We start from the raw sequence: 20,663 nt of genomic DNA on the forward strand, positions 1-20,663 counted from the left end.
CTTTTCTCTTTCATTTCAAACAGCCACAGAGCTTATAGTACTTCCATGCCTAATTCCGATAACATGTCGGAAAGGAGAGAAAGCGGCAACCCAACGACATTAAAGTAACATCCATCAATTTTATCAATAAAGGTTGCTCCAAGTCCTTGTATTCCATATGAACCTGCTTTATCAAGTGGTTCACCACTATTTACATAAGCTTGGATCGTTCGATTGGACAAGGTTTTCATAGTTACAGAAGTAACTTTGTGTTCGACTAAAGTTCTTCCTGTCAATACATCAATACAGGCTACACCAGTATATACTTGATGAGTTCTTCCCTGAAGTGATAATAACATACGCAACGCATCTTGGTCATTGATTGGTTTGCCAAGCACCTCATTGTCTAATAACACAATTGTGTCACTTCCAATAATGATCGATGGCTCTGTCTCCCTCACGGAAGATTGATATACCGCTTCTGCTTTACGGAGAGCTAGTCCTTCGACAATCTCACGAGGGCCCCAAGTCACAGGTGTATCTTCATCAACATGACTGGGCTGGACAACGAATGGAACACTTAAAGAAGCGATTAATTCCTGCCGACGTGGTGATGTCGATGCCAGAATAATTAAATGTGATGTTTGTGATGTCAAATCAATTTCTCCTTAATCCCAATTATAGCTTTCGATATAGCCACACAGAGATAATCATGCAAAATAAACTAAGCAAACACAATTTAAATTGAATGGTAAAATCATAGCTAATAATATTGAAATCGGCTTGTGGTGACCATTCAATCTGCGTTGATGTAGTCAAAAATGAAAGACTTTGTACAGGTTCAAGCGCTTGAGCAATCAAAGCCCCTACTAGCCAACCAAGCACAAGAAACAATATCAGCATTCCTACGTTTCGTTTCATTTATATCTTCCTCGCCATTTTTTGACACTCACATTATTATACGGTTAATTCTATTCCAATACAAACAAAAATCCATCAGAGAAACTATTTCCAATTTCCCTGACAGAAATCCAATTTCTAACTATTCATCATCATTTCTATTATTTGCTTCTGTCCCATAATATATTTCATCATGTAAGATTGTATTTCCCACAAATGTCCCTTTGATGTATTTTTGTTATATTCCACCACAGATGTTAGCGCACTATTCATAGCCAGTTCCATCTGTTTACCAACAGCTACGGCTTCAGGACCAAGTCCAGATTGTAATGTCTTAATAGATTCTGTCCATTTACGGTGCATTTCGGTTAACGCTACTGTCTCACTATTACTAATAGGGGTAGGACGTTCTATCCCAAGCAACGATGAAGAGTGAGCAGATAGAGAAGAAATGAGGTTAGTACTTACGGTGAAATAGCTACTCAAGCTTTCTGTATCACCTGCAAAATATAGTTCACTCGCTGAAGGAAGTGTAATTTCTCGCACGTAAAGTTCAACCCCCTGCGCCTTTAACTGATTACTTAACAATTTCGCTTGTTCACGATCAGTAGAGATACCTGCATAAACCCGATTTTCCTGGTCTGGATCATCACCTGCAGCTAAACCAATCTGCTCAAGCTCTTGTTTGGCTACTCCCACACGCTCAGCATTACTGAAGACACCATACTGCAACATATAATACGTTTGTGGTTCTAAGTTTACTGCAATCATTGTGCGTGAGCTTTCGGTCTCCACGGGTAACATATTAGTGGCAGATACCGATTCTATATTTGAATTATTGATTGAATCTTTTGGAAAAATACTTCCTACATCAATAAAAGAGAGTACCACAAAACCAAACAACGCTCCTGTCATTACAGCTGCGGTTACAGTTCCGAATATTTTCCATAATGAAGTAGGTCGACGAGTATGATACTCTGAATGCTGCTTATCAGTGTCAGAACTCACCCTATCTTCAAGTCGAACCTCCATATCATCTATATCAACATACTCATCTTCTCTAAAATCTATATTTTGTTGTCGTTGGTTCATCATATCATCCCATGCATCATTTTTGCTGAATGGATCCCCCCAACCCTCCAAAGGCTCCGGGACAACCGATAGTCTTGGATAGGTCATAATATCATTACCTAACTGAACCTCTTGCTCGCTTTTAACGATCCGTTCCATTGGTTTGCCTGCGTCAGTTAGATTATTATTCCTCTCCGTGTTCCGCTCAACTTCGTCAAATCGAAATGTCATTCTTCCCTTATTCATCGTAACACCTCACCTTGTCTCATCTTCTATTATTTAGATATATGATAGATTACAGAAAGATATGTTCATTATGAGTTGGAAGTTTCTTTTTTATATGTACAAAAAAGCCACTCGTACATATACGAATGACCACTTTAATTCCACCTATTTATGTTATTATCTCGGTTATCCCTTTGACTCAAATGATGCGAATATTGGCTCGGTTATTTTTTCCATCCCTTCGGTATATAGGAACAATAGGGATCGCTTTCCAAATAATCTCCAGTAACTGCATATGCCCTAGCTCTGGAACCTCCGCATAATTGCTTAAATTCACAAACCCCACATTTTCCTTTTAAAAGCGATTTATCACGCAACTGTTGCATGATAGGAGAATTCCGATAAATATCCACCAACGATTGTTCCCGAACATTTCCACATACAACTGGAAGAAATCCACTTGGATAGACATCGCCAGTATGGCTGATAAATACAAACCCATCTCCATCATTGACACCTTTTTGAGCGCGACCTAGAAAATCGGATCGTTTTACTACACCATTATCATCAGTTTGATCAACTCCTATCCGTTGTTTCTCCTGTAGAAAAACTCTCCGATAGTGAGGTGCTTCCGTTGCTTTAACGCCATAAGGCATACTTTGTTGCACTTGGCATAACCATTTCATCACTTCTTCATGTTGTTCAGGAGTGATTATATCTTTTTCCATCCCTCGACCTGTTGGCACAAGGAAAAATAAACTCCAGAGTACCGCTCCCATATCTTTAACCTTCTCAGCGATAGCTTGAAGATCATGCAGGTTGTAATTCGAAACGGTCGTGTTCACTTGAACAGGAATTTGCAATTCTTTTAAATATTCAATCCCTCTCATCGTGAGATCATACGATCCCTTCGTTCCACGAAAATGATCGTGAATTTCAGCACATGACCCATCAAGGCTAAAAGCCCAGCGCGACAATCCGACATCCTTTGCTTTTCTGACTGCAGTCGCTGTTACCTTTGGTGTTGCACTTGGTGTCATTGATACGGAAAGTTTCCTCTCATCGATTGCATAGCGCGCAAGATCGAACAAATCGGGGCGCATTAATGGGTCACCGCCGGTAAAAACAAATAGAGGATGATCTAATTGAGCAATGTCATCAATAAGCTTCTTCCCTTCAGTGAATGTGAGCTGGCGGGGGTCTGCCTTATATTGTGCTTCAGCCCGGCAATGCAAGCATTTCAAGGCACAGGCCCGAGTTACTTCCCAGATGACAATAAACGGATTCACATTATAATCTCTTTCTTTAAGGGGTAACATGTACTCACACCTTCGCTATATTTATTTCTGATTACTTCCAGTCTTTGCAAGTGGGTTAAAATCTTCTCCAATAATTTTAAATGATTGCTGACCTTCATATAATTCGCTCACGAAAACGTCCAAATCTGCAGCATTCACCGCAACAAGAAAAAGACGGTCCATAACATCCAGATCAGAAATTGCTCTTACCTTTAATTCCACATCCTCTGGTATTGACCCAAATCGTGTATTTAATATTCCTAATAAATCTGTCATGTCAGATTTCAATGCATTATTTCTCATGATTTCTTCATACGCCATCTTTAACACTCCTCTAGAGATGAATCAAGATAACCTCGATTCTATCTGTTTTCCATCCTATTCGATCTATCACAAATATCTTATCATTCCAAATATACTTAATTTGTGAGACCAGTCACATTTACAAAGTACTACTCGTTGTAGAGTAAGTGAGTGCACAAAAAGTTATCGAGTAGTTACAGAAATTTCCTATGCAAAAAGAGGAGGATACAATAATGAGTATTATTAAAATGGATTCAAATGTAGTTTTGGAGAAGATGAAGGAGTTATGTACTGATCTGCTCCAACAAGAAGGATATAAGGAAATGAGACAAATGATAGATCAGTTTGCATCAGATGAACAATCAACTAAACAGTATGAACAATTCATAGAGAAACACCACATGATGCAACAAAAAGAGTCTCAAGGATTGGAGTTAACAGAGGCGGAATTCAAGGATTACGAACAGGAAGAAAGCGACCTATATAAAAATGATGTCATCCGCAAATTTCTGTATGCACAGCGTGAATTCAGCCAGCTCCATAGTCTAGTTAGCCAATATTTCACCAAAACAATTGAACTGGATCGAGTACCCGAAGCTAAAGAATTGAAAAAAGGTGGCTGTGGCTGCGGTGGGAACTGCGGTTGTGGTGGCGGACATTAATTATAAGGAAAACAAGAACAACGGTAACCCCATTAATTTGGGATTACCGTTGTTCTTGTTTTATTCACTTTCTTTTATATTTCAGTGTTCATCACACGAGGAAACAACACTTGATCCTCCAAATAGATATGTTGAATCATATCAGACTCTAATTCCTGCAACTTTTGGTAAGTCAATCGGAAAGTTGTGCTTGCACCCTCCGGAAGTGAATAATCGTCAGTCACTGCACGGATTTGTTTGAGAATATCATCACTAGATTCATGTTCATCCTCAAGCGCCTCGATCATACGCAGACTTTGCTGAAGCTTAAGGATAGTAGGTTCTTGCTCTAATTTCTTGATTGCTGGAAACATATCCATTTCTTCCTTGGGTAGATGGATTAGCAATTCCTTGTGTACTTTAGTGAACAACTTACGAACCTTGATTAGTTCGGGATGTTGTGTGCCGTGTTCTTGCACAATTTCAAAGATATTTTGCGCAATCTCGGGTAGTGTTGTATATAAATAGCCATGATGCACCTTTACAATATGATCAATTAATTCGCTAAACGTGGCTTCCATATACCATTGCTCTGGTGATGCGGTAGACGAAATTATATTTGTATTATTCATCCCAGTTGTACCTCCTTAACAATTACTTGTAGTGTCTATTACTTCAAATTCCCGGGAACTGATTTCAAAATTTTACCTGACTTCGCTGCTTGCGCAGGCGAAACTGCTGGACGAATAATCTTCATCTTTCTTTTCACCTCCATCTATCTGGTTCTGCATTTTTCCAAAGTAAATGAAGAACTTGCTTGATTTGGCGCTTCTCATGCGGACAAGGACGCTTTCCTGTTCTAATGCGATATAACGGACAATGATTACCTTGACAAGCAGGTCGAAAAAAACATGCCTGGCATACCGCATCTTGTTCTTCACCAGAATCAGTCCATCTCGCCACTTTGTCAGTATCAAGCTCCATGCTTCCGTCTGCGTGCAACCGTCCTATCTGGTTAGCCTCATCCTCGAGTGCAATCGAACATTTATATAATGACCCATTTGCACCGACCACAAGCGAATTTGGCTTCGCCGCATAACATACTGCACCCGACGGCATGAGTATATCTGCAATGGTCTCACTTAGTTCCAGTCCTTGCTTCATACCCTTATCCGTCATTTCCCACAGATGGGTATCCGCCGCAGTCCGATCACAGACAGGAATCAGATTATCCTGTGGTCCACCCCAGCGACCGACAGGTCGAACCAACAATTGAAATCTTTTATCTCCTGCAAATGATTCACAGAGTTGCTGAAGCAACTCTGGCACATCTTCGACATTGTCCTCATCAAAATTGACACGAACATCGATGGTATACGATTCGTCTATTTCTCGAAGAGTTTTCAAATTGTCCATGATCTTTTCGAATGTTCCACCACCACCAGCTAACTTTCTTCTTTGATCATGAACACTACTTTTACCGTCTAATGTAACCATAAACCGGCGAACATTCCGATACAGTAGTTCTTTAAACCGTTCTTTCGTTAAAAAGTATCCGTTTGTAGACATGTCGGCAGAATAATCGATCCCCATGCTTGCACAACTCTTCATAAAGGAATCAGACAATTCAATAATTGCATCGAACGCCAGCATTGGTTCTCCTCCGAACCAGCTAATGCTTAGATGTTCGATACGCTCGGTGACCTGATGAACATAAGCCTTTAGTCCATTAATTATCTCTCGTGTCATCGCGCCACGAGGAAACGTCTGGTAACAATATGTACACCGAAAATTACAAGCCTCTGTAGGCATAATTACTAAATGCATCGACTTTGTCTCTTTCAGCGTATCGTGTAACTGCCGAGCATTTCCAAGTTCATCTGTTCCAGCCTTTACTAGAAATCCTGCTTCTTTCATTCCATTCTTCAGTGGGGATGATATTTCCGGTAGATGCATCCCTTTAGCTAGTAAGTTACGAACCTCTTCTTCCTCATTAGGTTCAATAACGACGATAGCTCCAGAATAAGAATTATAGAGTAATGAACCTTTCCCTTTCAAACGTACACTTCGAGTATATCGGGAAGGTACCCAATTATTATTCAAGATATCTCACAACCTAATCTCTCTTTCGATAGTTCTGTAGAAGAACTCTTCGACCAAATCAAACTCTCATCTTAACTTTCATCAATGGAGATTGTTGTCGATAAATTTATCACAAAATACAACTTAAAGTAGTGATATCGATCACGACTAAATGAGTTTGAATTTCCGCTGGGCTAAGCAATGATTCAAAACCTAATTCTCCTGTGACTGGACTCACAAGGCCGATACAAGCTCTATTCTATAATCAAACCGCAAGCACTATAATTTCTAGGAGGAATACAATATGAGTCAATATACGGCTACTATCAACGCTACAGAATATCCACCACATTTGAAACACAAAGTTATCTTCGAAACATTTAACAACTTGAAACCATCTGAATCCATGTTGCTTGTGAACGATCATGATCCGAAACCACTTCGCTTTCAATTTGAATCGACGCATCCCGGACAGTTCACTTGGGACTACATCGAGGCAGGACCCGTAACTTTCCAAGTTAAAATTAGTAAATTGTAAATTGGAGTTGGTAGGGTGATTAATTATATAAAACATACAGCGGCTAATCTTTTTCCAGGTTACTTTTCCGTCATTATGGCTTCAGGAGCACTGTCTATTGCGACATTTTTACTCGGAATGCAACCTATTTCAAAGATTTTATTATATTTCAATATGATTGCCTACGTAATCTTATGGTTTTTCACCCTTATCCGACTTATCAAATACTATCCTAGATTAAAAGCAGATATGACAAGTCATACTAATGGACCTGGCTTTTTCACACTCATTGCTGGGTCCTGCGTTTTTGGAAGTCAACTTGTTATTGTCGCAAATAATTATTCAGTCGCTATATTTTTATGGTTTCTGAGTATTTTATTATGGATATTTATCATGTATACGTTTTTTTCTGCAGTTACCGTGCGGAAAGATAAACCTTCATTGGCAGAGGGGATTAACGGGGCATGGTTAATTGCGGCAGTCTCCACACAATCTATATCGATTTTGGGAACCTTATTGTCTTCGCATGTACAGAATGGCAAAGAGATCATCCTATTCTTCACTCTATGTATGTACTTATTGGGATGCATGTTATATCTGAATATCATCGCTCTCATTTTTTACAGGTTTACCTTTGTTGAACTCAAATTTGCTGCACTTACTCCACCTTACTGGATAAATATGGGTGCTGTGGCCATTGCTACATTATCGGGATCAACCTTAATCCTTCATTCACAAAATTGGTCACTACTCAATGAGATTATGCCCTTTATAAAAGGGTTTACTCTGTTTTTCTGGGTCGCAGGTACATGGTGGATTCCTTTACTATTTATTCTGATGATTTGGCGCTATCTCTATCATCACTATCCATTAACTTATGAACCACAACTATGGGGGATGGTTTTCCCACTTGCCATGTATACCACTAGTACATATCAATTATCTAAAGCTTTAGATATATCATTTCTTACTTCCATTCCACGCTATATGGTCTATGTTGCAATGGCTGCCTGGTTGTTTGTATTTATAGGACTAATTCGTCATCTTTATCTTAGTGTAAAAACACATTATCACTTCTAATATATGAAATAGAGTATCAAGAATCAATTCCATAATTACGCAACCCGATTTAGCTGCATCGGCGATTATGAAATTGATTCAAGTGAAACTTTCTTATATTTTCAAAAAATACACGTAATATCTTTATAGATATCACGTGTATTTATGATTACTATGTGCTTGTTATCCTCACATAATTACAAATTATTCAAATCTTTTGCTAACTCCGATCCAACCTTCCAGATGTCTCCTGCTCCCATAGTAAGAATAACATCCCCGGATACCACTCTTTTCTTCAAATCTTCCAGCACCATTTCCTTCGTTGGAATGTATCTTGCTGTGGAATTACTATTCTGCACAATAAGTTCCACTAATTTGGAAGAATGGACACCTTCAATTTGCTTCTCTCCCGCTGGAGAATAGATATCCGTAATAATTACTTCATCTGCTTCACTAAAGGCGCGGCTAAACGCATCGAGCAGAAAGAAAGTACGTGAATACCGTTGAGGTTGGAATACTGCAATAATTCGTTTACCCGTTGCCTTTGCGGCACTAATCGTAGCTTCAATCTCAGTTGGGTGATGCGCGTAATCATCGATGATGATTATGCCATCCTTTTCACTAATCACCTGGAACCGTCGTTTAGCACCGTTGAACTCCAATATTTCTCGCGCAATAGATGCAAAAGGAATACCCGACTTCAAACAGACAATAATCGTTGCCATCGCATTGTATACATTATGAAGACCAGGAACAGACAATTCTACGGTTCCAAGCTTCTCTTCATAATGACTCAATACGAAGGTAACTTTACGATCTCCTAGAACAATTTCACTTGCCATATATTCCGCATCTGTCTTAATACCAAAGGTAGTAATAGAACTCTTTAGTTGCGGTAGAATAGATCTAATATTCTCATCATCTGCACATACAACGGCTACACCGTCTTCTCGAACTTGATTTAGAAATTGAACGTATGCTCCCTTTAGTTGTTCAAAGTCACTATTATAATTCTCTAGATGATCCGCTTCAAGATTTGTGACTACTCCAATCCAAGGATGATATTGTAAGAAGGAGCCGTCACTTTCATCCGCTTCAGCTACAACATGTTCGCCTTGGCCAGCTTTCGCATTCGTACCTACATTCATAATTTCTCCACCGATAATATAAGTAGGGTCAGTACCACATTTCTCCATTACCAAGGCAATCATTGATGATGTTGTCGTCTTCCCATGTGCTCCCGCAACAGCTACTCCCTTCCGTTCATTAAGCAACCTAGCTAGCATTTGCGAACGATGTAACACTGGAATATTGAGTTGCTCTGCTTCTACTACTTCCACATTATCCTTGGATAGTGCCGTTGAGTATACGACGATGTCAGCACCATGTACTTGTTCAGCCGTATGTCCAATGTAAACCTTTGCTCCTTTGGCAACCAACTTTTCTGTTAATTCTTGTGAAGCAACGTCTGAGCCTGTAACTGTAAATCCCATTTCTAGCATAACTCTTGCGATGGCACTCATCCCGTAGCCACCGATACCAATAAAATGAATGTGTTCTGATGTATTCAACAGTTATTCACCAACCTTTTTCAGAATCGGATTGATTTAAGAGAGATCCTCGTACGTCGGCAATTAAATATAATGTACCGGATACTACTCCAAGATCTTCCTCTTCCGTCCGTAACTTTAATTTCTCTAATGCTAATCTCCAATCAGATTCCACAATAATCTCTAAAGTGGGCTTTGCATATATAGGCTTCAATTGTTCCACAATCTCTAATAAATTGTTCGCGTCCATTTTTTTACGAAAATCTGGTTCTGTTAGAATAAGTGTATCAACTAAAGGAAGTATATGCTTCAAGTATGATTCATGATGCTTATTAGCCAACATCCCCATCATCAAATTTAATGATCGATATTTATAATACTGTGGAAGACTCTTAGCCAAAGTTTGTGCGCCTTCCGGATTATGCGCTCCATCCAATACAATTCTCGGATGATTTCCTATTTGTTCTAATCGTCCAGCCCATGTGGTATCACGGAATCCCTTAAGGATATCTTCATCATCCATGACATAGGCCATATATTGACGAAGTACCTCTAGTACCATCATCGCTCCTGCAGCATTCGCCATCTGATGCTCACCCTTCATTCCGATAGCAAGATCCATCGAACGGAAGGGTCCCGTAAAGTGGAAAGATTGAATGCTATCTTTAACACCTATACCTTCATATTTAAATTGTTCTCCAGCAAGGTATAACGTTGAATGGTTTCGATCAGCTGCCGATTTGATAATATTCACTACTTCAGGCTGCACGGCACAACTAACGACAGGAACACCAGCCTTAATGATACCCGCTTTTTCTGTAGCGATGAGCGAGAGAGTATCACCTAGAATATCTGTATGGTCTAATCCAACATTCGTAATCACAGAAACTACGGGAGTGACAATATTTGTTACATCCAGTCTTCCCCCAAGCCCTGTCTCCCATACGACAATATCCGGAACGCATACCTTGGCATAGTACAAAATAGCAAGGGCCGTGGATACTTCAAACATCGTCGGTGAACCTTGGTCAGTCTGGGCAATATTCTCAACAATTGGTTTCAATCGATTCGCAAGATCAAGTAATGTTTCTTCTGGGATATCTTCGCCATTATATTGAAATCGATTCGTGAATTTCGTAATATACGGTGAAGTAAACGTGCCTACTGAATAACCTGCTTGTAACAGAGTTTTAGTCAAAAAAGCACATGTGGATCCCTTTCCATTCGTCCCTGCTACATGAATGAATTTAAGACGTCGCTGAGGTTCCCCAAGCTGTTCCATCATGATTTCCATACGTGATAATCCTGGTCGAATCCCAAACGGAATTAATCCATTAATCCAATTAACTGCTTCATTATATGTTGTTAAGGGAGCTGTAAGCTCCGCTCCATAATATTCTCCCAATCTTTTCACCTTCAGGTCTATTTAATGTTTGATGAATAGTTTACCCTCTAAGCTCTTCAATTCTAGCCAATACTTTACTTCGCTTATCTGAATAATCAGCTTGTTTCGCACGTTCCTCTTCAATAACTTTCGCTGGTGCCTTCGCAACAAAACCTTGATTACTCAACTTTTTATCAACTCGTTCAACCTCAGCATTTAATGTTTGTACTTCTTTTTCAAGGCGTTCAATTTCTTGAGCGATATCAATCAATCCAGCCAGTGGTAAATATAATTCGGCACCTGTTACTACAGCTGTCATCGATTTCTCTGGAGCTTGAATGTCCATACCTATTTCAAAACTTGAAGTATTACAGAAACGCTTCACGTAATTCTCATTACGGCTCACAATGCCGAATATATTCTCATCACTAGCTTTAACGATCAGCTCAACTTTTTTACTCATCGGCACGTTCACTTCTGCTCGAATGTTACGTACAGTACGGATGATATCCATTAACGTGTTCATTTCATTCACTGCTTCTTGATTCTCAAAAGATTTATTATACTCCGGCCACGAAGCCAATGTAATGGTATCTCCTTCATGAGGTAGATGCTGCCATATCTCTTCAGTAATGAACGGCATGAACGGATGAATCAAGCGTAGAGTACGATCTAGAACATAAGCTAGCACGGATTTCGTACTATTCTTAACTACTTCATTCTCACCATATAATGATAACTTAGCAAACTCTATATACCAGTCGCATAGGTCATCCCATATAAAATTATATAGTAATCGACCCGTCTCACCGAACTCATAAGCATCTATTAGACGCGTAATATCGCGTGAAGTTTCGTTTAGACGATGTAGAATCCAACGATCTGAAGTCTGTAAATCTCCACTAATATCGATATTCTCAAAAGTAAATCCTTCAAGATTCATCAGTGCAAATCGAGATGCATTCCATATTTTATTCGCGAAATTACGAGATTGCTCCACTCGTTCCCAACGGAAACGAAGATCTTGACCAGGAGTACTACCTGTTGAGATCATATAACGCATCGCATCTGCACCATATTGCTCAATTACTTCTAATGGATCTACACCATTTCCGAGCGATTTAGACATTTTACGCCCTTCAGAATCTCTAACAAGCCCATGCAATAATACGTCTTGGAAAGGAATCTGGTCTGTGAATTCAAGCGCTGTAAAGATCATTCTCGCTACCCAGAAATATATAATATCATACCCTGTTACGAGGACATTAGTTGAATAGAATCGTTTCATATCTTCTGAATCATCTGGCCATCCTAGTGTGGAGAAAGGCCACAACGCTGAACTAAACCAAGTATCAAGCACATCATCGTCCTGTCTAAGTTCGGCTCCACCACACTTAGAACATACCGTCACTTCATCTTGGGAAACATGTAGCTCACCACATGATTCACAATAGTATGCTGGAATACGATGGCCCCACCAAAGTTGTCTTGATATACACCAATCGCGTACATTTTCAATCCAATGCAAGTAAATTTTCTCGAATCGATCAGGTACAAAGTTTACACCTTTACCTGACTTTTGTACTTCAATTGCTCTTTCTGCCAAAGGTTTCATCTTCACAAACCATTGTGTAGATAGATATGGTTCAACGACAGCACCGGTACGTTCACTATGTCCCACCTGATGTACATGATCTTCGATTTGGATCAGTACACCCAACTCTTGTAAGTCCTTAACGATTTCTTTCCGGCAGTCATTACGATCTAGACCTTCATACTTGCCTGCTAAATCATTCATCGTACCTGTATCGTCCATAACGATGATTTGTTCCAGTTGATGGCGAAGTCCTACTTCGAAATCATTCGGATCATGAGCTGGAGTAATCTTCACGGCTCCACTGCCGAATTCCTGGTCAACATATTCATCAGCAATAATCGGAATTTCACGATTCACGATAGGTAATAAGACCATCTTACCAATCAGGTCTTTATATCGTTCATCCTTAGGATGAACCGCAATGGCAGTATCCCCTAGCATCGTTTCCGGTCTAGTAGTTGCTACAACTATACGCCCACTTCCATCTTTTAGCGGATAGGATAAATGGTAGAGATGTCCTTGAACTTCTTTATACTCAACTTCGATATCCGATAAAGCTGTCCGAGCAACAGGATCCCAGTTAATAATATATTTACCACGGTAAATAAGACCCTTATTATAAAGCTTAACGAATACTTCTTTTACCGATTTGGATAAACCTTCATCCAATGTGAACCGTTCCCTAGAATAATCGAGAGACAATCCCATTTTGGCCCATTGCTCATGGATCGTATTCGCATAATGATCTTTCCATTCCCACACTTGTTCAAGGAATTTTTCTCTACCTAGATCATAGCGAGATAATCCTTGTGCACGAAGCTTCTGCTCCACTTTAGTCTGCGTTGCTATCCCGGCATGATCGGTTCCAGGCAGCCAAAGAGCATCATATCCTTGCATTCTCTTGGCGCGAATAAGGATATCTTGCATAGTGAAATCCATAGCATGACCAATATGAAGCATCCCCGTCACATTGGGTGGTGGGATAACAATCGTATAGGGTTTTGCGTCTGGACGTTGACCCGCTTTGAAGTATTCACCGTCTACCCAATATTGGTACCATTTCTGTTCAGCGGATTTCGGATCATATGTCGTTGGCATTTCAGTCGTTGTCTTCGTTTCTTTATCTGTCATCTTTATAAAACCTCCAATACATCTTCTAAATATCCAGAAACATCAAAAAACCTTTCGTCCTCAAAGGACGAAAGGTTACTCTTTCGCGGTACCACCTTTGTTTCGTGTAAATTGAACGTTCAGCTTAGTACAAACAAATAAGCTTACCGTTAAACAAATCACGACACTCATACAGATAACGGCTGCAACCGGTCTGTTCTAGTCACTTGATATGTTATCAAAGACTCAAACAAACAACTCCAGGGCGACTTTCGCTTAGCTGCATCCTACGGAATCTTTCAGCGTTACAATTCCGCTCTCTGAAGGGCATACCAACTACTCTTCCCATTCATAGTCTATTCTCAATATTATATTTTATATAATAGCGTGCCAAGAGCACATAGTCAACTTCTTATAGTCGTATACAAAGAGGGACCATCTCGATAGTAGCAGTATCCTACAAAGAGATAGTCCCTTTCACTATTCCAACTGTTGTTATACATTTAAGGAATATAAAGAATTTGGCCTTCTTCGATCGTTTGATCTGATAAGCGATTGTGTAACAGCAGTTCTCTTGGACTCATTTGATAACGATCAGCAATCATATCAATCGTCTCTTCCCGTTGTACAATACAAAGTCGAACTTTACTGAATGGCGTTTTATCAGATGAACCTCCCAGAAAGAGATTTTTCCACTCCACATCTTCATTATTGACTTGATCCTCATTTTCTTTAAGTTCAAGTGACTTTTCTTCGTCAAGCTGCTGCTCCAGATCTCTCAGAGATCTTGCACGACTAGACGTTAGAATTGACGAGAATCCAACATTATCTTTCCTAGTAGGCGTAACTTCCTTCTTGCTACCTAATGCAACTTTTAATTCCGCTTTTTCATCTTTTGCTTCTATCTCGTCCGGTATCAAGAATTCATTTCCCTCAGCAGGCTCTTTCTCCAACAAATCATTCTCTATGGTAGTATTGGGTGATGAATCTACCGGAATATCACTCTGAAGTGAATCTTTAGGTTCATCATTCGGTAAAGAATTCAAGGCTTTCTTCTGTTCTTCAGTTTCAATCTGCCACACGTTCGAGAAGTCTTGTTGACGAGCAAGAGCATCCTCATCTTTATGTAGCTCAGTTGTGTAATCTTCTTCATTTTCGTTCAGATCATCTTGAACAAATGATTCAATTGATGACTCACCAAACTTCCCTAATTCATTGTCCAGTGAGATCCGATCAGCGATATTCTCAGTTGATAGTGGAAGAATATCTGGGTTCATCTGCCAATCTGGAGCATGTACCACTGTGAAATCTTCGGCATTCCATAAGTTATTGTCAATACGAGGTGATTCAATTCCGCGTAAAGATAACACACCCGTAATGTTCAGACTTCTCTTAGACAAGAGATCTACATCGAAATTCTCAATTTCAACAGCAATTTCATCTAAGGAAGTTACACGATTGAGTGGTACTGTTATTTCAACTGGGATAAAGTGCTCGATCTGTTGCGTTTCAGCCTCCTCGCCTTCAGATCTGTATAGACCTGATAGTAATAAATGTCCTCGAAGGGTTGCTTGATCCTCCTGGCTAATCACCGAAATATGCGGTAATAATTCAATCTCTTCTAGCTCCGCAATTCCAGCCACATCTTCAGACAATTGAATGCGTTCATAAATATCAAATCGCAAACCGTAGGACTGGTCAAACACAGGTAACGTCCTCCTTTTTAGCATATTCTAACCATGAATCAACTCATGGCAAGAGCCCATTATTCTTAACTCATTCTATTTATATGCTTCGGAGAAAAAACGCATGCCATTTTTAAAATATATGGCTAAAGTTCAATTTCACTCTTCATTCCGTCTTCTATAACAAAAAAACAAAGAGGAAACGGCTATACCGTCCTTTTTCAAGGACCTCATAACCGTTTCCTCTAACTCTTATCATTTGACTTCTGCTCGTAGAAGTAACCGAAGATCAACCATATCCTTAGGCCAGTCATCATTAATTTCAATAAAATCACCAGTAAATGGATGAGAGAAACATAACTGTTCTCCGTGTAACGCTTGCCGTCGAATATGAGAACTACTACCACCATATAATGTATCACCCAATAAAGGATGTCCTAAATGGCTTAAATGAACACGTATTTGATGCGTACGACCTGTATCCAATTCAAGTTTAATAAGACTTGACCCTTTGTATCTTTCTTCCACACGCACATGTGTGATCGCAGATTGACCTGTGGGAGATACTCTCCGCCTCTGAGCATGATGACGATCCTTGCCAATTGGTAGGTCAATCACAGTTAGACTCGAATCAACTTTACCTTCAACAAAAGCGACATATTTCCGCTCAATTTGTTTCGCACGCATATCTTCATCTAGATTCAACTGTGCCCACTCATTTTTAGCATAGAGCACAGGTCCTGACGTATGCTGATCAAGTCGATGAATATGTCTTACCGCTACATTATCACCCATACTCTCAAAGTGAGCAGCAACGATATGATCTAATGTCACTTCACCAGCACGACCATCCGGATGAATCATCATCCCTGCTGGTTTATGAATAACTAAGCAGAAATCATCCTCATAGAGTACTTTTAACTCCTGCCATATCGAGTTTATCCCTATAGGTCGGGATGGAAATATAGCTAATCTCAACTTATCTCCATTCCATTGAATTCCCTTCTCATGTTTGAGTCGACGCAATAGCTTTTCAGGCATACCTACAACGTTCAATAGCCAAGTCATTGTAGCAGTCTCACGGTCGTCTGATTCACGAATCACTTTGCCAGGAATAAGCTCCAGCCATTCACCTCTACGACTCCAACTACCTTGGTAACTCATAGGTTTTTGAGTGCCTTATAGTTAGCTTCGATACTTTGATCAATATCCTCAACGCTATGCGCTGCTGATACAAACATTCCTTCGAATTGAGAAGGTGCAACACTTACACCATGATTAATTAGCCCTTCAAAATAACGCTTGAAATGATCAACATTACTACTCTTCGCAGTATCAAAGTTAATAACGGGTTCTGAAGTAAAGAATGGACATACCATCGAACCCACTCGGTTGATTGTAACCGGAATACCAAGTTCACTTGCATTCTGTTCGAATCCAACTTGTAGTCGAGCAGCCCGTTCTTCTAATTGGTTATATACTTCTGGTGTAAGTAACTTAAGTGTTGTATATCCAGCTACCATCGCTAACGGATTACCACTAAGTGTTCCTGCTTGATATATAGGGCCTGATGGAGCTACTTGATCCATGATTTCGCGTTTCCCACCATAAGCACCGACGGGTAGTCCACCACCAATAACCTTACCTAAGCAAGTTAGATCGGGGGTTACTCCAAATAATCCTTGTGCACAGTTGATATCCACACGAAATCCAGTCATAACTTCGTCGAATATAAGGACGCTTCCATATTGAGTCGTTAAATCACGTAAACCTTGAAGGAATCCTGCTAGAGGTGGTACAACCCCCATATTACCAGCAATCGGCTCAACTATGACGCACGCAAGCTCTTCACCGAAACGTTCAAACGCAAGCTTCACTGATTCTAAATCATTATATGGAACTGTTATCGTGTTAGCTGCCACTCCCGCTGGTACTCCTGGGCTATCAGGTAATCCTAAAGTCGCTACACCAGACCCCGCCTTGATTAACAAGCTATCAGCATGTCCATGATAAGAGCCTTCAAATTTCAAAATCTTACTTCTTCCAGTAACACCACGTGCCAGACGGATCGCACTCATCGTTGCTTCTGTACCTGAATTAACCATTCTTACAACTTCAACTGACGGCACACGTTCACATACGAGCTTCGCCATCTCTGTCTCGATCAAAGTCGGAGCACCAAAGCTTGTCCCGCGCAGGGCTGTTTTCCGGATTGCAGAAATAACCTCTGGATGGGCATGTCCCATAATCAAAGGACCCCAAGAACCGATATAATCGATAAATGAGTTTCCATCAATATCATAGATACGAGATCCTTCACCACGTTCAACGTAAATTGGAGTTAATCCTACTCCTTTAAAAGCACGCACAGGACTATTAACTCCACCAGGTAAATAGTGTTTTGCTTCTTCAAAAGCAGCTTTAGAAGCCTCTTCATTTCGTTTTCCAGACATATTGCTCATACTTTACACCCCTATTTCCTTAAAGTAAAAATATTATGGCATCCTTCCAATCTATGATCGGATAACTACCTACTTTTCATTGATCCAACCTGCAACATCTTTAGCGAAATAAGTAATGATTATATCTGCACCTGCACGTTTCATCCCTGTAAGCATTTCTTGAACAATAGCTTTCTCATTGATCCAACCCTGTTGTGCTGCGGCTTTGACCATAGAATACTCACCGCTAACGTTGTACGCAACCAAAGGTAGATCAAATTGATCCTTAATCATACGCATGATATCCAAATAGGCTAGAGCAGGTTTCACCATAAGCATGTCCGCACCCTCAAGTACATCAGACTCAGCTTCTCTTAATGCTTCTCTTGCATTAGCAGGATCCATTTGATATGTTTTACGATCACCAAATTGTGGAGCAGAATCAGCAGCTTCACGGAAAGGTCCGTAGAACGCAGAAGCATACTTCACAGAATAAGACATGATCGGAATGTTCTGGAATCCCGCTTCATCAAGTCCACCTCGAATAGCTTGGACGAATCCATCCATCATATTAGAAGGTGCGATGATATCCGCTCCCGCTTTCGCTTGAGATACCGCAGTCTGAACAAGTAGCTCTAACGATTCATCATTGAGTACGTCACCATGGATATGACCATCTCGCTCAAATGTATGTACCATACCGCAATGTCCATGATCCGTAAATTCACATAAACAAGTATCTGCAATAACTAACAATTCAGGGTACCACTCTTTAATAAGACGTGTCGCTTCCTGTACGATCCCATCCTCTGCAAATCCAGAAGACCCCATGCTATCCTTCGTTTCCGGAATCCCAAACAATAACACCGCAGGAATACCTAAGCTCGCAATATTGTCGACTTCATTCTTTAACGTATCCAGAGAGAAATGATAAACACCTGGCATAGATGATATTTCATTCTTAATATTCGTACCGTATGTAACAAAAATAGGTTGTACCAAGTCCTGCACATTTAGAACCGTTTCACGTACCATACTGCGTATCCCCGCAGATTGCCGTAAGCGGCGATGCCGCACGAGTGGAAAATTCATGTTGTTGACCTCCTGAAAGTTTTGTAAGCAATGCTTCCCTGATTTATCTTCGAACAAAACTACCTCGGAAGCATATGCTTTTTTCTAGCATATCCTTCTTGATTAACTTCGAGAAAAATAGCATCGTAAGCCTAATCTAAGTTTTGTGAGTAATGCTTCCTACTACCATATTTTCATCTTAGTTTTGTATCGCATTCCAGCGACATAAAGATTGAACAAGACTCTCAATGGTCGCTTCTTCTGCAATCATGCTTACAGTCAAGCCTGCTTCAAGCGCTGTCTTAGCCGTGATTTCCCCAATACAGAAAGTTTCAACACCTTCCAATTGCTTAACAGGGTCTTCAATCCCCATCCGCTTCATAATCGCAAGAAGGTTGGTTACCGTTGATGAGCTAGTGAACGTAACTGCATGAATACCACTTTCAGCAAACATTCTTAACAATTCACTATCGTCATCACCTGAAATAACGGTATGATAGGTAACCGCAACGGTTACTTCAAGACCCATCTCCGTCAATTTGTCTGGAAGCCACGCTCTGCCTTTATCCCCACGTGGTAAGAGCACCTTCTGACCTGCCTTCAAGTGTGATCCTAACATCTCTATCATGCCTTCAGCTTGATATACATCTGGGATTTGTTCAGGAAATAGAGCATGTGCTTTCAAAGCATCAGCCGTAGCCGGTCCAACAGCTACAATCTTCGCATGATGTAATGAGCGAATGTCACGTCCTTGTTCCTGTAAATGTTGAAAGAAAAACTCAACCCCGTTCACACTCGTAAAGAATATCCAATCATAGTCCTGCAATTTAGCAAAAGAGGACCTCAAGTCTAAGATTTCCTTAGGATCACTTGGCTTTACGATATTAATGACTGGAAACTCATAAGGTTCCCCACCTAACTCTTCAATTCTATTGGCTAACTCGCTTGCTTGGGAACGAGCACGGGTAACAAGCACACGTTTGCCGAAGAGTGGCATATATTCCGCCCACATCAGCTTCTCCCGTTGCAAGACAACATCTCCTACAACAATTACAGCTGGAGGTTGGAAATTAGCTGCTTTAACCTTATCTTCAATATCAGCAAGTGTTCCTGTAATTGTCTCTTGCTCCGCACGAGTTCCCCATCGCACGAGTGCCACAGGGGTATCTGATAGGCGACCATGCCTCATCAATTGCTCACTAATATAACCTATCTTTGCAACACCCATCATAAAGATGAGTGTCCCCGTAGCATTGGCTAATTTATCCCATTGAATCATAACATCAAGCTTATCCGGACTTTCATGACCCGTAATAATAGAAAGGGATGATGCCAAATCACGATGAGTCACGGGTATACCTGCATATGCTGGTACACTGATTGCTGAAGTAATTCCCGGAATAATCTCATATCGAATTCCATTTTTCCTTAGCAGATCCGCTTCCTCACTCACACGACCAAAAATAGTAGGGTCTCCTCCTTTTAACCTTGTCACCGTTTTTCCTTCTAAAGCAAGATCCACCAACAATTGATTAATATCTTCTTGTTTCATCGTATGCCGATCAGGTAGCTTACCAACATATACTTTCTCCGCACCCGATTTCATAGATTGAAGCAAACGAGGATTAGCCAACCGATCATATACAACAACGTCAGCCTTCTTTATACATTGCAACCCTTTAACCGTTATTAAACCAGCATCTCCGGGCCCTGCACCTACCAAATACACTTTACCTGATGTTATCGACAT

General features: G+C 40.3%; 18 protein-coding genes and 1 other annotated feature. Of the genes, 3 read left to right on the plus strand and 15 right to left on the minus strand.

The window, feature by feature from the left end:
- Window positions 1–32: 32 nt before the first annotated feature.
- From LPB68_RS06555 to LPB68_RS06575, 5 genes are all read right to left on the minus strand, one after another.
- Entirely contained in the window at window positions 33–635 is a 603-nt protein-coding gene (locus tag LPB68_RS06555) for a Maf family protein (RefSeq protein ID WP_068657255.1), read from the minus strand.
- Window positions 636–657: 22 nt separating this feature from the next.
- Window positions 658–900: a DUF4321 domain-containing protein gene (locus LPB68_RS06560; RefSeq protein ID WP_068657253.1), complete on the minus strand. Its 243-nt coding sequence runs from the start codon at window positions 898–900 to the stop codon at window positions 658–660.
- Window positions 901–1,017: 117 nt separating this feature from the next.
- Window positions 1,018–2,196, minus strand: coding sequence for an SPOR domain-containing protein (locus LPB68_RS06565; RefSeq protein ID WP_068657251.1), 1,179 nt, complete (start codon window positions 2,194–2,196; stop codon window positions 1,018–1,020).
- A 203-nt stretch (window positions 2,197–2,399) separates the two neighbouring features.
- The gene (locus tag LPB68_RS06570) at window positions 2,400–3,494 is read right to left on the minus strand and encodes a TIGR04053 family radical SAM/SPASM domain-containing protein (protein ID WP_068657250.1); all 1,095 of its coding nucleotides are present in this window, start codon (window positions 3,492–3,494) and stop codon (window positions 2,400–2,402) included.
- Between the two features lie 21 nt (window positions 3,495–3,515).
- A complete protein-coding gene (locus LPB68_RS06575) occupies window positions 3,516–3,794 on the minus strand; it encodes a hypothetical protein (protein ID WP_068657248.1) in 279 nt (92 codons plus the stop codon).
- A gap of 215 nt (window positions 3,795–4,009) precedes the next feature.
- On the opposite strand from LPB68_RS06575, the gene LPB68_RS06580 reads away from it, so the two are divergent.
- On the plus strand, window positions 4,010–4,438 hold the full coding sequence (locus LPB68_RS06580) for a YlbF/YmcA family competence regulator (protein WP_068657246.1): 429 nt from the start codon (window positions 4,010–4,012) through the stop codon (window positions 4,436–4,438).
- Window positions 4,439–4,512: 74 nt separating this feature from the next.
- Here the strand turns inward: LPB68_RS06580 and LPB68_RS06585 are convergent, their stop codons facing one another.
- Together LPB68_RS06585 and LPB68_RS06590 are read right to left on the minus strand one after the other, a co-directional pair.
- Complete coding sequence (locus LPB68_RS06585) at window positions 4,513–5,049, minus strand: hemerythrin domain-containing protein (protein WP_068657244.1); 537 nt, start codon at window positions 5,047–5,049, stop codon at window positions 4,513–4,515.
- Window positions 5,050–5,182: 133 nt separating this feature from the next.
- The gene (locus LPB68_RS06590; RefSeq protein WP_232510200.1) at window positions 5,183–6,520 is read right to left on the minus strand and encodes a radical SAM/SPASM domain-containing protein; all 1,338 of its coding nucleotides are present in this window, start codon (window positions 6,518–6,520) and stop codon (window positions 5,183–5,185) included.
- Window positions 6,521–6,803: 283 nt separating this feature from the next.
- Here LPB68_RS06590 and LPB68_RS06595 point away from each other — a divergent pair, with 283 nt between their 5' ends.
- Both LPB68_RS06595 and LPB68_RS06600 read left to right on the plus strand, forming a co-directional pair.
- The gene (locus tag LPB68_RS06595; protein WP_068657241.1) at window positions 6,804–7,037 is read left to right on the plus strand and encodes a DUF2249 domain-containing protein; all 234 of its coding nucleotides are present in this window, start codon (window positions 6,804–6,806) and stop codon (window positions 7,035–7,037) included.
- 15 nt (window positions 7,038–7,052) lie between these two features.
- On the plus strand, window positions 7,053–8,096 hold the full coding sequence (locus LPB68_RS06600) for a tellurite resistance/C4-dicarboxylate transporter family protein (RefSeq protein ID WP_232510199.1): 1,044 nt from the start codon (window positions 7,053–7,055) through the stop codon (window positions 8,094–8,096).
- A gap of 176 nt (window positions 8,097–8,272) precedes the next feature.
- Here the strand turns inward: LPB68_RS06600 and murC are convergent, their stop codons facing one another.
- The 8 genes from murC to cobA form a co-directional block, all read right to left on the minus strand.
- Window positions 8,273–9,646 carry a UDP-N-acetylmuramate--L-alanine ligase gene (murC, locus tag LPB68_RS06605; RefSeq protein ID WP_068657239.1) on the minus strand — a complete coding sequence of 458 codons (1,374 nt, stop codon included), beginning with the start codon at window positions 9,644–9,646 and terminating at the stop codon, window positions 8,273–8,275.
- A gap of 7 nt (window positions 9,647–9,653) precedes the next feature.
- Entirely contained in the window at window positions 9,654–11,030 is a 1,377-nt protein-coding gene (locus tag LPB68_RS06610) for a bifunctional folylpolyglutamate synthase/dihydrofolate synthase (protein ID WP_082865677.1), read from the minus strand.
- Between the two features lie 40 nt (window positions 11,031–11,070).
- Entirely contained in the window at window positions 11,071–13,737 is a 2,667-nt protein-coding gene (locus LPB68_RS06615; RefSeq protein ID WP_068657236.1) for a valine--tRNA ligase, read from the minus strand.
- Window positions 13,738–13,797: 60 nt separating this feature from the next.
- Window positions 13,798–14,078: a binding site (T-box leader), on the minus strand.
- A 141-nt stretch (window positions 14,079–14,219) separates the two neighbouring features.
- Window positions 14,220–15,422, minus strand: a complete 1,203-nt coding sequence (locus LPB68_RS23350; protein WP_082865676.1) for a LysM peptidoglycan-binding domain-containing protein — start codon at window positions 15,420–15,422, stop codon at window positions 14,220–14,222.
- Window positions 15,423–15,656: 234 nt separating this feature from the next.
- On the minus strand, window positions 15,657–16,565 hold the full coding sequence (locus tag LPB68_RS06625; RefSeq protein WP_068657232.1) for an RluA family pseudouridine synthase: 909 nt from the start codon (window positions 16,563–16,565) through the stop codon (window positions 15,657–15,659).
- Window positions 16,562–17,863: a glutamate-1-semialdehyde 2,1-aminomutase gene (hemL, locus tag LPB68_RS06630; RefSeq protein ID WP_232510198.1), complete on the minus strand. Its 1,302-nt coding sequence runs from the start codon at window positions 17,861–17,863 to the stop codon at window positions 16,562–16,564. The genes LPB68_RS06625 and hemL overlap by 4 nt, the downstream gene beginning before the upstream one ends.
- Before the next feature lie 69 nt (window positions 17,864–17,932).
- Window positions 17,933–18,934, minus strand: coding sequence for a porphobilinogen synthase (hemB, locus tag LPB68_RS06635; protein WP_068657230.1), 1,002 nt, complete (start codon window positions 18,932–18,934; stop codon window positions 17,933–17,935).
- Between the two features lie 178 nt (window positions 18,935–19,112).
- Window positions 19,113–20,663 (minus strand): uroporphyrinogen-III C-methyltransferase, encoded by a 1,551-nt coding sequence (gene cobA, locus LPB68_RS06640; RefSeq protein ID WP_068657228.1) that lies wholly within the window; start codon window positions 20,661–20,663, stop codon window positions 19,113–19,115.

The organism is Paenibacillus crassostreae (assembly GCF_001857945.1).
Lineage (GTDB): Bacteria > Bacillota > Bacilli > Paenibacillales > Paenibacillaceae > Paenibacillus_AQ > Paenibacillus_AQ crassostreae.